The 14,584-nt window shown below is 64.1% G+C and carries 10 protein-coding genes, 1 tRNA gene, 1 other RNA gene and 2 pseudogenes; 8 read left to right on the top strand and 6 right to left on the bottom strand.

Annotated elements, in window-relative coordinates:
- Both WAN02_RS07910 and WAN02_RS07905 read left to right on the top strand, forming a co-directional pair.
- A partial coding sequence (locus WAN02_RS07910; RefSeq protein ID WP_422263608.1) for an RND family transporter occupies positions 1–1,923 on the top strand: 1,923 nt, incomplete at its 5' end.
- Positions 1,924–2,140: 217 nt separating this feature from the next.
- Positions 2,141–2,733: pseudogene (locus WAN02_RS07905) on the top strand (alpha/beta hydrolase).
- 55 nt (positions 2,734–2,788) lie between these two features.
- Here WAN02_RS07905 and WAN02_RS07900 read toward each other — a convergent pair.
- Both WAN02_RS07900 and WAN02_RS07895 read right to left on the bottom strand, forming a co-directional pair.
- Positions 2,789–5,719: an RND family transporter gene (locus WAN02_RS07900; protein WP_422263607.1), complete on the bottom strand. Its 2,931-nt coding sequence runs from the start codon at positions 5,717–5,719 to the stop codon at positions 2,789–2,791.
- Positions 5,716–6,273, bottom strand: coding sequence for an MmpS family transport accessory protein (locus WAN02_RS07895; protein WP_422263606.1), 558 nt, complete (start codon positions 6,271–6,273; stop codon positions 5,716–5,718). The genes WAN02_RS07900 and WAN02_RS07895 overlap by 4 nt, the downstream gene beginning before the upstream one ends.
- A 231-nt stretch (positions 6,274–6,504) precedes the next feature.
- On the opposite strand from WAN02_RS07895, the gene WAN02_RS07890 reads away from it, so the two are divergent.
- Positions 6,505–6,834, top strand: a complete 330-nt coding sequence (locus WAN02_RS07890) for a DUF732 domain-containing protein (protein ID WP_422263605.1) — start codon at positions 6,505–6,507, stop codon at positions 6,832–6,834.
- Here WAN02_RS07890 and WAN02_RS07885 read toward each other — a convergent pair.
- Both WAN02_RS07885 and WAN02_RS07880 read right to left on the bottom strand, forming a co-directional pair.
- Positions 6,831–7,886, bottom strand: a complete 1,056-nt coding sequence (locus WAN02_RS07885) for a dihydrodipicolinate reductase (RefSeq protein WP_422263604.1) — start codon at positions 7,884–7,886, stop codon at positions 6,831–6,833. The two genes, WAN02_RS07890 and WAN02_RS07885, sit on opposite strands and share 4 nt — an antisense overlap.
- 42 nt (positions 7,887–7,928) lie before the next feature.
- Positions 7,929–8,507 carry a TetR/AcrR family transcriptional regulator gene (locus WAN02_RS07880; RefSeq protein ID WP_422263603.1) on the bottom strand — a complete coding sequence of 193 codons (579 nt, stop codon included), beginning with the start codon at positions 8,505–8,507 and terminating at the stop codon, positions 7,929–7,931.
- A gap of 84 nt (positions 8,508–8,591) precedes the next feature.
- Between WAN02_RS07880 and WAN02_RS07875 the strand changes: the two genes are divergently transcribed.
- Positions 8,592–9,803 (top strand): alpha/beta fold hydrolase, encoded by a 1,212-nt coding sequence (locus WAN02_RS07875; protein WP_422263602.1) that lies wholly within the window; start codon positions 8,592–8,594, stop codon positions 9,801–9,803.
- Here WAN02_RS07875 and WAN02_RS07870 read toward each other — a convergent pair.
- Positions 9,756–10,520, bottom strand: a complete 765-nt coding sequence (locus WAN02_RS07870) for a hypothetical protein (protein WP_422263601.1) — start codon at positions 10,518–10,520, stop codon at positions 9,756–9,758. The two genes, WAN02_RS07875 and WAN02_RS07870, sit on opposite strands and share 48 nt — an antisense overlap.
- 76 nt (positions 10,521–10,596) lie before the next feature.
- Positions 10,597–10,682 (bottom strand) — tRNA-Ser (locus WAN02_RS07865).
- A 70-nt stretch (positions 10,683–10,752) separates the two neighbouring features.
- On the opposite strand from WAN02_RS07865, the gene ffs reads away from it, so the two are divergent.
- From ffs to WAN02_RS07845, 4 genes and pseudogenes are all read left to right on the top strand, one after another.
- Positions 10,753–10,847: signal recognition particle sRNA small type (gene ffs / locus WAN02_RS07860), an RNA gene on the top strand.
- Positions 10,848–10,933: 86 nt separating this feature from the next.
- On the top strand, positions 10,934–12,223 hold the full coding sequence (locus tag WAN02_RS07855; protein ID WP_422263600.1) for an aminotransferase class I/II-fold pyridoxal phosphate-dependent enzyme: 1,290 nt from the start codon (positions 10,934–10,936) through the stop codon (positions 12,221–12,223).
- Positions 12,224–12,257: 34 nt separating this feature from the next.
- The gene (locus tag WAN02_RS07850; RefSeq protein ID WP_422263599.1) at positions 12,258–14,114 is read left to right on the top strand and encodes a DNA polymerase III subunits gamma/tau; all 1,857 of its coding nucleotides are present in this window, start codon (positions 12,258–12,260) and stop codon (positions 14,112–14,114) included.
- Positions 14,115–14,275: 161 nt separating this feature from the next.
- A pseudogene (locus WAN02_RS07845) lies at positions 14,276–14,584 on the top strand (hypothetical protein); the annotation flags it as partial.

Below are 14,584 nucleotides of genomic sequence, written 5' to 3'. Positions count from 1 at the left end.
GTCGTGGCCGTCGCCGTCGCGACGACACTGGTTCCGGCCGTGATAGTGGTCGGCGGTCGGTTCGGATGGTTCGACCCCCGACGCAGGATCCAGACCCGAGGCTGGCGGCGGATAGGTACCGCGATCGTGCGCTGGCCGCTGCCGATTCTGGCCGCGGCTTGCGGAGTTGCGCTGATTGGCCTGCTGACCCTGCCGGGATATCAGACCAGCTACAACGACCGGCTGTACATACCGCACGACATCGACGCCAACAAGGGATACGACGCGGCGGAGCGGCACTTCTCCCAGGCCCGATTGATGCCGGAAGTCATGACGGTCGTGGCCGACCATGATCTCCGCGATCCGGGGGACTTCCTCATCCTCGACAAACTCGCCAAAAACATCTTCCGCGTCCCGGGAATCTCACGTGTGCAAGCGATTACGCGCCCCGAGGGCACCGCGATGGAGCACACGTCGATTCCGTTCCAGCTCAGCATGCAGAACGCTGGGCAGGTGCAGACGATGAAGTTCCAGAAGGCCCGCATGGACGACATGCTCAAGCAGGCCGATGAGCTCGAGGACACCATGAACCGGATGAGGCACATGTACGGCCTCATGCGGCAACTCACCGCCACCACGCACAAGATGGTCGGTGAGACCAAGGAAATGCAGGCAGTCACCGAGGAATTGCGCGATGACATCGCCAACTTCGAGGACACCTGGCGGCCGATCCGCAGCTACTTCTACTGGGATAAGCACTGCTACGACATCCCGATCTGTTATTCGCTGCGATCCGTCTTCGATGCCGTTGACGGTGTCGACGAGATCGACGACAAGTTCCAGATCCTGACAAAAGATTTCGATCAGCTCGACTCGCTGATGCCGCAGCTGATCGTCGATTTCCCGCCGATGATCGACAGCATGGAGAACATGCGGACCATGATGCTGACCATGCACAGCACCATGTCCGGGATTTTCAATCAGATGGACGACATGAGCTCCAACGCGAACGCCATGGGTCACGCGTTCGACCAGGCCAAGAACGACGACTCGTTCTACCTGCCGCCAGAAGTCTTCCAGAACAAGGACTTCAAGCGAGCGTTGAAGAACTTCTTGTCCCCCGACGGCAAGGCCGTGCGCTTGATCATCTCGCATCGGGGCGATCCGGCATCGCCGGAAGGCCTCGCGCGGGTCGACTCGATCCGGCAGGCCGCCGAGGAGGCGCTCAAGGGAACTCCGATGGAGGACTCCAAGATCTACCTCGCCGGCACTGCTGCCACGTTCAAGGACTGGAAAGACGGCTCCAAGTACGACCTGCTGATCGCCGGAATCGGTTCGCTCTGCCTAATTTTCATCATCATGCTGATTATCACCCGAAGCCTTGTCGCCGCTTTCGTGATCGTTGGCACGGTGGCGATTTCACTGGGTGCGTCCTTCGGCATGTCTGTGCTCGTGTGGCAATACTTCCTCGGCATCAAATTGCACTGGATGGTGCTGGCGATGTCGGTGATCGTCCTTCTGGCGGTTGGGTCCGACTACAACCTGTTGCTGGTGTCCCGGTTGAAAGAGGAAATCCACGCCGGGCTCAATACGGGCATCATTCGGGCGATGGGCAGCACCGGCAAGGTCGTGACGTCGGCCGGTCTGGTGTTCGCGTTCACCATGGCATCGATGGTGGTCAGCGACCTGCGCATCATCGGGCAGGTGGGTACCACCATCGGTCTTGGTCTGTTGTTCGACACACTGGTCGTGCGCTCGTTCATGACGCCGTCCATCGCCGCGCTACTCGGACGCTGGTTCTGGTGGCCGATCCCGGTGCGACCTCGGCCGGCCAGCACCATGCTCCGGCCGAGCGGTCCGCGCCCGGCGGTGCGGTCGCTGCTCGGCACGAGTTTCGGTGAGGATCAGGACGCCCACACCGCTCCGTTGCCCAAATCCACTTAGCGGCAGGGCCATTCAGGCACGTCACATGACGGGGCTGCTCTTTGCGTAAAACCGGTTGCCAGACAACGGCGACCGCTGCTACCTTCCAGGGACCGTGCGACAGAACGAGGAGGTGGTACCCGTGAACGTTTCGACAAGGGTGCTCCCCTCCGGGGTCACGGTCGGACGATAGGTCGTCCGGGAGCGCCGCTAATCAGCACTCCCGAAAGGCACGACCATGCAATTCACTTCTGAACAGCGCCTCGATGACGGCGTCCTCGAGCGCGACTTCATCCTCGGTGAGATCCCCGGAGTCCTGTGGACGTCTGGATCCGCACCGGCCCCGCTGATCTTGAGCGGCCACAATGGCGGATTGCACAAACGGAATCCGCGGCTCGTCGCCCGGGCCCGGTCGAGGACATCGTCGACGCCTTCATCATCCCGCTGGTGGAAAGTGCGGTCCCGGAGTGGCGCGCCACGCTGGATGTCCTCCTGTCGCTACCGGAGATCGGCGGCCCGGTCGGGTACGCCGGGATGACCGCGATCGGCATTCGACTGGGGGTGGTCGAGCCGCGCATCTCGGCTGCCCTTTTCTTCGCCGGGGGTTTCGTGCCCGATGTGTTGCGAGAAGAGGCTCAACAGGTGACCATTCCGCTGCAGTTCCTGCTGCAGTGGGACGACGAAGGAATGGGACGGCAGCCGGCCCTGGATCTGTTCGACGCCTTCGGCACCGGAGACAAGACGCTGCACGCCAATCTGGGCGGCCACGCCGGTGTCCCGTGGTTCGAGGTGGACGACGGGGCCCGGTTTTTCGCCCGGCACCTGAGGTGAGGCCCGGTCGTCAGGCCAACCGCAGACCGCCGAATCAGCCTGCCGCACAAGGCAACTAAACCTTCTGCACGACTCCGGCTTCCGTTTCGTCTTCGATGTCACGGTGGATCAGCTCACGCACCGCGGGACGCGAGCCGTATGGCCGCAGCATGACGCTGGCCGGGCGCGGACGCACATGCTGCGGCCACCAGAACCAGCGTCCCAGCAGGGTGGCCAGTGACGGCGTCATGAACGACCGCACGATCAGGGTGTCGAACAGCAGACCCAGCGCGATCGTGGTACCCACCTGGGCCATCACCTTCAGCGGACTGAAGGCGAACGTGGCCATAGTTGCGGCGAACACCAGTCCGGCAGAGGTCACCACCGAGCCCGAGCCGGCCATCGCGCGAATCGTTCCCGTCTTGAGTCCGGCGTGAATTTCTTCTTTGAACCGGGATATCAGCAGCAGGTTGTAGTCCGAGCCGACCGCCAGCAGCAGGATGATCGCCATCGCCAGCACCATCCAGTGCAGCTTCATCCCGAGGATGTACTGCCAGAGCATCACGGAGAGCCCGAACGAGGCGCCCAGCGAGAGCAGAACGGTACCGACAATCACGACGGCCGCGACAACGCTTCGGGTGATGATCAACATGATGACGAAAATCAAGGTGGCAGCGGCAATTCCGGCGATCAACAGGTCGATGTTGGACCCGTCGTGCATGTCCTTGTACGTCGCGGCGGTGCCACCGAGGTAGACCTTGGCGCCCTCCCACGGGGTGCCCTTGATCGCCTCGTGCACGGCCTGCTTGATCGGGGCGATATGGCTGACGCCCTCAGGGGTCGCGGGGTCGCCTTCGTGCGAGATGATCAGCCGGACGGCGTGGCCGTCGGGTGAGATGAACTGCTTGAGGCCGCGCGCGAAGTCCGGGCTCTTGAACGCCTCCGGCGGAAGGTAGAACGTGTCGTCGTTCTTCGCCTTGTCGAAGGCATCGCCTTGGGCGGTGGCGTTGTCGGACTGGGCTTTAGCCTGTTCGTTCAGACCGTTCGTGGTCGCGTAGTTCGACATGATCGTGTCGAGGTTTGCCTGCTGGCTGGCGATTTGCGGTGGTATCAGCGCCACCAGCTTCGGCTGAATCTGATCCAGCTTGTCGAGATTCGCGCTGAGATTTTCGATGTTCTCACTGACCTGGTCGATGCCGTCGAGAGCGTTGAATATCGACCGCACCGCCCAGCACAGCGGTACGTCGTAACAGTGCTTCTCCCAATAAAAGCCGCTGCGGATCGGCCGGAAGAAATCATCGAAGTTCGCGATGTCGTCACGCAACGATTCGGTGATCTTCACGGTTTCTCTTGTAAGCTTGGTGGTTTCGTGCGTGGTGTTACTCAGGTCCTGAGTGACCTGCATCTGCTCATGCAGAGTTGCCATCGTTTTCCGGAGCTCGGCCGCTTGCTTGAGCAGGTTCTTCGCCTGCTCCTCTTGGTAGTGCTGGGTCTGGATCCGGCCCGCAGCCTGTGCGCCCATCTGGAAACCGAGCGTGCTGTGGTCGAGTGGCGTGCCCAGCGGCCGGGTGATGGTCTGCACCCGGCCGATACCAGGAATGTGGAAGACCGCTTTGGCAACCTTGTCCAGCACGATGAAGTCGGCCGAGTTACGCAAGTCGTGATCGGTCTCGATCATCAACAGCTCGGGATTCAGCCGGGCCTGGTCGAAGTGCCGGTCGGCCGCAGCGTAACCGATATTGGCCGGGGTGTCCGCCGGCAGGAAGTGACGGGTGTCGTAGTCCGTCTTGTAGCCGGGCAGAGCGAGCAGGCCGACGAGGGCGATCGCGATCGTCACCGCGAGAACCGGCGCGGGCCAACGGACGATGGCGGTGCCGATGCGACGCCAGCCCTGGGTCTGCAGCTTTCGCTTCGGGTCCAGCAGCTTGAAGAAGCTGGCCACGGTCAGCACCGCCGGGCCCAACGTCAGCGCCGCCAAAACCGCGACCATCATGCCGACCGCGCAGGGCACGCCCAGCGACTCGAAATACGGCAACCGGCAGAAGCTCAGGCAGTACATCGCGCCGGCGATGGTCAGCCCCGAGCCCAGCACGACATGCGCCGTGCTGTGGAACATGGTGTAGAACGCTTCTTCACGCGTCTCGCCGAGACCGCGGGCCTCGTGATACCGGCCGACTATGAAGATCGCGTAGTCCGTTCCGGCAGCGATGGCCATCAGCACCAGCATGTTGTTGGCGAACGTGGAGAGCCCCATGATGCCGTAATTCCCCAGCGTCGCGACGACACCGCGGGCAGCGAGCAACTCGACGAAGACCATGAACAACATGATGAAAGTGGTGCTCACCGACCGGTAGACGACCAGCAGCATCACCACAATCACCATGAGGGTGACCAGGGTGACCTTCATGACGCCCTTCTCACCCGCATGGGACTGGTCGGCAAACAACGGAGCCGCCCCGGTGACGTAGGCCTTGATCCCCGGCGGCGCAGGCACCGAGTTCACGATCTTTCGCACGGCCACGCTGGACTCGGTGGACTGGCCGCTGCCCATGTTTCCGGCGAGGTAGACCTGGACGTACGCGGCCTTTTGGTCGTGGCTCTGGGAGCCCGCGGCGGTCAGCGGATCACTCCAGAAGTCCTGGATGTGCTGAACGTGCTTCTTGTCCTGCTCGAGTCGCTTGACGATCTCGTCGTAATAGCGGTGCGCTTCCGCCCCAAGCGGCTTATCGCCCTCCAGCAGGACCATTGCCGAGCTATCGGAACTGAACTCGTTGAACGTTTTTCCGACGCGCATCATCGACTGGAACGACACCGCGTCCTTCGGACTCTGCGACACCGAGTGGCTCTTGGAGACGACCTCCAGCTGCGGCGCGATGGTATTCGTCACGAACACAATGCCCAGCCACACCAGGACGATCGGCAGTGCCAGCCGGTGGATCAACCGCGGCAGGAACGGCGGGATCAGCGGCTGGTCGACGCGCGGCGCAGCCCCGGTGGTCTCGCTCATGCGGACTTGTCCAGGCAGTAGACGAACGCATTCACGTTCTCGACGGCGTCCGAGCGATTCGGAGTCTTGACGACGTCACCGCTCCCGTCGTGCTTGTTCACGACGAACTGGCAGGCGATCCAACTGCCGTCTCCCTGCGCCACCAGGTTGGCCGGGATACCGGGTTTCGTCGAACTCAACACTTTGCTCCAGGGCAACGGCACGTTGAGGGCCTGCTGCGGATGGGAGTTCTCGTCGAGGTAGTTGATCGTTGCCGTGCTGCCTGGCGGACCAGTGACCTCGAGGGTGATCGTCTTGGCGTTGAACGAGTCGAGGACTTCGCCCGACGTGCCGCCACCGAACGAACCCTTGTGAACGCCGAAGACACCGTGAAGCCGGTGGACAATGAATCCCGACAGCGCGATGACTGCCGTAAGTGTAAGGATGAGCCAGAATCGGGCGAACAAACCCGTCAGACCTTTGCGTCTGGCCGGCCGGCGAGCGGCCTGCTTGCCCTCGCTGCCGGTGGAACCCTGAGTCGCCAACGGCTCTGTCCTCGGCTCGGTCGTCGTCATGGGCGCTTCTTCCAATTTCTGAACCAGGTGCGAAGGGTGCTCAACTAGTTAGCCTATGTGTAACCTTAGCTACTCTAATCGGAATAGGCGACTAGAAAAAACCGGCCACGGCGGGCGTTGACGACCGTAGCGCGAGTCCGGATCGGCGGCTCGGCCGGGCGAGGAGGATCGGTGACGATGGGTGCCAGGACGACAGTTCGACACAGACTCAACAAAGGTACTATTCAGCCCATGAGGGTCACGGGTCTTGCGATCGCCGCCATCGCCGCGGCAATCAGCCTGTCTGCGCCGGCGTACGCCGATCCGGACACCGATTTCGACAACCAGCTCGGCAGGTTCGGCATCTACGGGCCGCATGACTACAACCCGTACATCGCCAAGATCGTCTGCCATCGGCTGGCGGTTGGTGTTGATCCGGACGCCGCGGCGTCCGCGCACTTCCTCTCCAACAACCTTCCCCGGGGCACCACGCAGGTGCAGACGTACCAGTTCCTCGGTACCGCCATCGCCCAGTACTGCCCCGATCTCCAGGGCAAGCTCCAGAACATCCCTGCGCGTTAGGTTTTGACGAAGCCTCGCGGCAGCGTCAGAGGCAGGTCGGCGTAGGTCGCGATGCCCGGCGCCGCGGCAACGACGGCCGGGATCGCATTGATCGCGGGCACCGCCGTCATGATGTGCCCGAGATCCATGAATTCTTCGATGGTAGTGGCCTCGAAGTACGGCGGCGGCAGGAAACCGACCTTGGTTGTCACCGTCGGCTGACCATCGACCTGGATGACCCAGCCGTCGCCGTCGATTTTCCAGTCCGGTTCCAGCGTCTGGCCTTTGCGCCAACGGACATTGAGGTCGACGACGGTCTTGCCGTCGAGGATCCCCTGCCAACTGATGTAGACACCCGCGACACATCCGGCGGGTATGGTCCACGACGCCATCTCGAGATCCGCTGTGGTCTGGGCGAATTCGGCCTCGCACCGAATGTCGTCGAGTTCGATGCCGAGGGCATCGCCCACCAGCGCGACGGCCTCGCCGAAGATCGCGGTGCCCTTGGCGGCCATCGCCTGCAGGTCCGGGTGGTCGATCGGCTGGCCGAAGCCGACCGGCCTCTCGGTTTCCGGTGAGTCGTAGAACGTGGTGTCGGCGGCTTCGTTGACGGTCACCTTGTCGACCCGGTTGCACACCATCGCCGACACGATGGCCAGCAACTCGGCGAAGCCCGGGCTCACGCCCGAGCCGAACATCGTGGAGCCGCCCTTCTCGCAGGCCTCGAGGATCCGGTCGCGGCCGTCGCCCAGGTTTTTCCCGGTGATGAACGACGCCGTGGTCACTACGTTGACGCCCGCCGACAGAATGCGAACCAGCTCATCGACGTTGATCCACATCGGGTTGTAGACCACGCAATCCGGCTTCAGCGCGAGCAGGGCGTCGATGTCGTTGGTGGCGGCCACCCCCAGCGGCGCGATGCCGACCAGCTCGCCGGCGTCCCGACCGGCTTTCTCGGGTGACCAGGCGAAGCACCCCACCAGTTCCAGCAGGGGATTGTCCGCGATCGATTTGAGGGAGCTCTTTCCGACGTTTCCGGTGTTCCACTGAACCACTCGATAAGTGTTTGGCACTCGCTCAGCATAGGGAAGGGCAGCCGAACCGGGAATGGCATCTCACAGTTCGCGAGGCGCGGCGCCGTTGAGCGCCAGATCGACGAGCCGCTCGGCCAGCTCGCCGCCGACCGGTTCGCCGGTAAGCAGCAACCGACCGTGAATCGGCGCGACCAACATCTCCAGCAACAGCCGGCCGTCGGTCCCGGCGCGCAGTTCGCCACGCTCGACGCCGCGCGCCACGACTGGCGTCAGAGCGTCAATTCGATGCGCCCAAAAGCCTTTGCGCGCTTCGGTATACGCGTCGTCGACCGGCAGCATCGCCGCGCGCAGAATCCCCGTACCTGCGGGTGATCCAACGTAGGCAAGCACTTCTCGGAGGATCGCAACAAGGTCGCCTTTGATCGAACCGGTGTCCGGGGCCGGGATGGCGTCGGCGCTGCGCTCGAGTAACGCGGCCACGAGCAGGTTCTCCCGGGTACTCCATCGGCGGTAGACCGTCGTCTCGTGCACGCCCGAGCGCTTGGCGACGCCGGCGACGGTGGCGCCGTCGAACCCGTTGGCGGCCAGCTCGTCGAACGCCGCGGCCAAGACCGTCTGGCGGACATGCTCTCCGCGGCGATGCGATGTCTGAGTGACCACGTGAAGAAGATTATCGCAAGTTCACTTGCAATACAGCATTCGCGGGTGCATGCTAATGCAAGTCAACTTGCGATAGGAGCGACCATGGACGCGTCAGCAACCCGTATCGACTTGGCGGCGAGCACTCCGCCGATCGGCTACCGCCAGTACCACGCCGACATCAGCATCAACTTCCAGTGCAACCGTTGGGTCCAGTGGATCGGTCCGTCGGCCATCGACGAGGTGAGCGAACTGGCATCGCACGCCAACACCTACCCGGAATTGATCGACGCATTCCTCGCGCTGGCCGAGCGCGCTCGCGGCGAGGGACGCCCGATCGCCGGCGCCTACTACGACCGAGCGGCCGAGTTCTTCCTGTCGCCAACGGATCCACGCCGCCCCGCTGCCCGCCAACGGTTTCTGAGCGCGATGCGAACCGCCTACGGCGTGACCCCCGATCTCATCCCGTTCGGCTCCGGCTCCATGCCGGCCTACGACCTGCGGCCGGAACGCCAGATCGGTCCCACCGTCGTGATGTTCGGCGGATTCGACAGCTACGTCGAAGAGTTCCTGCCGATGATCGCCAGCATGGTCGACGCGGGCCGGCGCATCGTCGTGTTCGAAGGCCCTGGCCAGGGCAGCGCACTCGAGGACTTCGGCCTCACGATGATCCCCGAGTGGGAGCAGCCGGTGGGCGCCGTACTCGATCACTATGGCCTCGATAACGTTGCTGCCGTTGGGATCTCGCTGGGCGGGGGTCTGGTGATCCGCGCCGCCGCCTTCGAGCCGCGGATCAGCCAGGTGGTGGCGTTCGACATCCTCGACGACTTTTTCGAGACGATCGCCCGCCAACTCGGTCGCGGCGTTCGGATTCCCCTGCGGGCCTTACTCGATGCCCGTGCTCGGCGGCTGATCAACGCCGCCGCCGGCTGGGCCGTTGCGCGCAAGCCGGTGTCAGAGTGGGGACTGCAGCAGGGCATGCACGTCACCGGCACTGCCACGCCGTATGACTTCCTTCGCTCGACGACAGCGATGAGCACCCGGAAAATCTCGCAGCGGATTCGCGGCGACGTTTTACTTCTGGCAGGCGCCGACGACCACTATGTCCCGCTGTCGCAGCTGGGGCGCCAGGCCGGCAATCTGACCAACGCGCGGTCGGTGACCACGCGGGTCTTCACGGCGGCCGAACAGGCGAGCAACCACTGTCAGCTCGGCAACATCGGCGCGGTCAGCCGCCTGATCGACAGCTGGCTGGATTCGACGGCCGGCTCATTCGTCGACGGCGACGCCGCGGCGTGGACGCCGACGCCGATGTGACACTTTTCCGATCGGCCGCCGATTGCGTAGGCCACCCGCAGAATCGTCGGCGACGGCGTCCTCGGCGTCCTCGGTGGCGGGGGTCTCTTCGGCCGTCGACTCGCTTTCGACCGCAGCCGACTCGACCGCGACCACAGGGATGTCTTCTGCGGCGTGGTCGTCTTCAGAGTCGTCGCTGTCCTCGGCGGAGGCTTCTTCGTCAGCATCCGCGTTGTCTTCGGCGTCGTCGTCCGTCTTGCTGCGGCGGCGTTGCCTCTTCTCTTTCTTGGGCTTCAGTGGTTTCGGCGGCGGCGGTGGCTGTTCGGCGACGAACGACAGCTGGAAGGTGACGATGCCGAGCACCGCGATCGCGGCGGCGGCACCGTAAATACCGAACAGCCACTGCCCGACGCTGTCCAGGTTCAGCCAGATCTCGCTGATCGCCGTGCCGACGATCAGCACGCCGGCTACCACGTGGGCCACCACTGAGCAGGTGCGCAGGGTCAACGCGAGGGCGGGTGTACCGAACTCTGGCTTGCGCAACTGCAGCAGTGTGAACACCACCGGCAGCGCTGCCAGCGCGATCAACACGCCGGCGACGATCCGCGCCGCGGTCCCCAGGGCGTGTGAGGTGTCGCCCATCAACTCGGGCCACCGCGGCAATACGAAGAAGAAGTAGAGGACGCCGGCTGCGACCGAAGACGTCGCGTGCCAGAACGTGGCGGCCCTGCGTCCCATGCTCCTCCTCGAGCTGATTGATCCGGAAGTGACCAGACCGCACCAATCAGGCCTGGTCACATCCGGTGACTAAGTGCGGAGGATGCGGGATTTGAACCCGCGAGGGCTATTAACCCAACCCGCGTTCCAGGCGAGCGCCATAGGCCACTAGGCGAATCCTCCGTCGGCCATCGTAGCCGAGCGCAGGTCAGGGTCTTTGGGCAATCGAATCGGAGCCGGGTACTAGACTCTCGGTGGACCCCGCGCGGCGTCTATCCTGTGAACTCCCCCAGGGCCGGAAGGCAGCAAGGGTCAATGGGCTCTGGCGGGTGCGCGGGGTCCCCTATATCGATCTGGTAGCGACCCGCTGCGCTCGGCTTCGCCGGGCTTGCGATCGCTACCGGTGGCAGCCAGGTTGGAAAGACGAAAGGCGGATGGTGTCGTACGGCTCGTTCAGCGCCCTAGGCCGTACCGACCTCGAGGCATTGCATGTCCGCCATCAGCAGGACTACGTCGAGCTGCAGTCCAAGAAGCTCGCTCTCGACCTCACCCGCGGAAAGCCCTGCAGCGAGCAGCTTGATCTGTCCAACGCTCTGCTGAGCCTGCCCGGGTCCGACTACCGCGACGGTGAGGGCACCGACACCCGCAACTACGGCGGGCAGCATGGCCTACCCGAACTACGCGCCATCTTCGGCGAACTGCTCGGCATTCCCGTGCAAAACCTGATCGCCGGCAACAACGCCAGCCTTGAACTGATGCACGACGTCATCACGTTCTCGATGCTGCACGGCGGGGTGGATTCGCCGCGGGCATGGAAAGACGAACCCAAGGTCAAGTTCCTCTGCCCGGTGCCCGGCTACGACCGGCACTTCGCCATCACCGAAACCCTGGGGATCGAGATGATCCCGATCCCGATGCGCGAGGACGGCCCGGACGTCGACCTGATCGAAGAGCTCGTCGCCGTCGATCCGGCGATCAAAGGCCTGTGGGCGGTCCCGGTCTTCGCCAACCCCACCGGCATCACCTATTCGTGGGAAACCGTGCGACGGCTCGTCCAGATGAAAACGGCCGCCGAGGATTTCCGGCTTTTCTGGGACAACGCCTACGCGGTGCACACCCTGACGCTGGACTTCATCCGCCAGATCGACGTGCTGGGCCTGGCAGCCGCCGCGGGCAATCCCAATCGTCCGTACGTCTTCGCGTCGACGTCGAAGATCACCTTCGCCGGCGCCGGCGTCAGCTTCTTCGGCGGATCGTTGGGCAACATTGCCTGGTACTTGCAGTACGCCGGGAAGAAGTCGATCGGGCCGGACAAGATCAACCAACTGAGGCACCTGCTCTTCTTTGGCGACGCCGATGGCGTCCGCCTGCAGATGCTGCGGCACCAGCAACTGTTGGCGCCCAAGTTCGCGCTGGCGCTGGAGATTTTGGACAAGCGGCTGAGCGAATCCAAGATCGCCTCCTGGAACGAGCCCGAAGGCGGCTACTTCATCAGCCTCGACGTGCTGCCCGGCACGGCGCGGCGCACGGTCGCGCTGGCCAAGGATGCGGGTATCGCCGTCACCGAGGCGGGCGCGTCGTTCCCGTACCGGAAAGACCCGGACGACAAGAACATCCGGATCGCCCCGACGTTCCCGCCGGTGTCGGATCTGAACGACGCGATCGACGGACTGGCCACGTGCGCGTTGTTGGCCGCGACCGAGTCGTTGCTGAACCACGGTTAGCTCGCGTCAGACTGTCTCGGTAGCGTGGGCGACCGTGGCTCTCTACCGCAAGTACCGACCGGCGACCTTCGCCGAGGTGGTGGGACAAGAACACGTCACTGAGCCACTGTCGACCGCGTTGACCGCGGGCCGAATCAATCACGCATACCTGTTCTCCGGTCCGCGTGGCTGCGGCAAGACGTCGTCGGCGCGCATCCTGGCCCGCTCGTTGAACTGCGAACAGGGGCCGACCGCCACGCCATGCGGCGTCTGCGATTCCTGCATCGGCCTGGCGCCCAACGGGCCCGGCAGCATCGACGTGGTCGAACTCGACGCAGCCAGCCACGGTGGTGTGGACGACACCCGTGAGCTGAGAGACCGCGCGTTCTACGCGCCGGCCCAGTCGCGCTATCGGGTGTTCATCGTCGACGAGGCGCACATGGTCACCACTGCGGGCTTCAACGCACTGCTCAAGATCGTCGAGGAGCCGCCCGACCATCTGATCTTCATCTTCGCCACCACCGAGCCGGAGAAGGTGTTGCCGACCATCCGCTCGCGCACCCACCACTACCCGTTCCGGCTGCTGCCGCCGCGGACCATGCGAGGGCTGATCGAGCAGATCTGCGCCCAGGAGGATGTGGTCGCCGACGACGCTGTGTACCCACTGGTGATCCGGGCCGGCGGCGGTTCTCCGCGTGACACGTTGTCGGTGCTCGACCAGCTGCTGGCCGGCGCCGAAGGAAATCGAGTGACCTACCAGCGCGCACTGGGCCTGCTGGGCGCCACCGATGTGGCGTTGATCGACGAGGCCGTCGACGCGCTGGGCGCCGGGGATGCGGCGGCGGTGTTCGGGGCGGTGGAATCGGTGATCGACGCCGGTCACGACCCACGCCGATTCGCCACCGACCTGTTAGAGCGGTTCCGCGATTTGCTTGTGCTACAAGCGGTTCCCGACGCCATTTCTCGCGGTGTGGTCGATGCCCCCGAAGACGTGCTGGAGCGGATGCGTGAGCAAGCGACCCGGATCGGTCGCGCGACGCTGACCCGCTACGCCGAGGTGGTCCACGCCGGCCTGACCGAGATGCGGGGCGCGACGGCGCCGCGCCTGCTGCTCGAAGTGATCTGCGCGCGGCTGCTGCTGCCGTCGGCGAGCGACGCCGAATCGGCTCTGCTGCAACGTGTCGAGCGGATCGAGACCCGACTGGACATGTCCATCCCGCAGGACGAGAAGCCACCGCGGTCCGCGCCGGTGCGGCATTCGGAACCCGCTCCGCCGCCGCCTGTTGCGGCGGCCGAACCGACGCCCACACCTTCGCCCGCGCCGGTCCCCGAGCCGCCGCCGGAACCGAGTCATCCCGAGCCAGAGCCCGTCGTGTCCGAAGAGGTTCCGCTCGTTGCAGGCTCGGCCGAGCCGAATGCGGCTGCGGTTCGCATGTTGTGGCCGACCGTGCGTGACAAGGTCCGCGAACGCAGTCGTACCACCGAAGTGATGCTGGCCGGTGCCACCGTGCGCGCGGTCGAAGGCAACACCTTGGTGCTGAGCCATGAATCGGCGCCGCTGGCCAAACGGTTGAGCGAACAGCGCAACGCCGATGTCATCTCCGAGGCCCTCAAAGATGCGTTGGGTGTGGACTGGCGGGTGCGATGTGAAGCGGGCGCCGCGAGTCCGGCGCCCGAAGCTCCGGTCGCGCCGCCGCGTCCCGTGGAGCGTCCGTCGCGCAGGATGGTTTCGCCGCCACCCCCGCCGACCGAAGCGCCGGTCGACCCGGATACCGACGAACGGGCCGAAGAAGAGAGCATGCTCGCCGAGGCGGGTCAGGATGACGCGTCGACAGGGCGCCGCGATCCCGAAGAGGCCGCTCTCGAGCTGCTGCAAAACGAGCTGGGCGCACGCCGTATCGATAACGGCTAGCCAGGCTGAATGGCTAGGCCGCCGAGCCAACGCGGCGCCGACAGACTGTCTAACTGTTAATGTCCAATTAATTGGACGAATTGTCTGAATAGTTATGTGAAATAGACCATAGGTAATCCAGTTACTGTCTAATCAGTCAATTAGTATGTAAAGTCTATCTAATGACCACTCCCAGTATGCGGTCTGCTGAAGCCGCGGTTGGCACGTCTGCCATATACGAGCTGAAACGCCGCGATGCCGTCGACACCAGCGACCTTCCTCATCCGCCGTTTCGAGTGCCGTTTCTTGGTGACGTGCTGGGATTGAATCCCCGCACTCCCTTCCAGTCCTCGCTGCCGCAGACGCGAAAATTGGGCCCGATTTCAGCGCGAAAGATGCTCGGCACCGAGATGGTCGCGGTCAGTGGACTCGACCTGGTTGCGGAGGTGCACGACGAGACCCGATTCGGCAAGCATGTCGGCCATCACCTG

This window comes from Mycobacterium sp. (assembly GCF_049281135.1).
Lineage (GTDB): Bacteria > Actinomycetota > Actinomycetes > Mycobacteriales > Mycobacteriaceae > Mycobacterium.
Note: the sequence above shows the minus strand (reverse complement) of the source record. Positions and strands in the feature narration are given on the sequence as shown.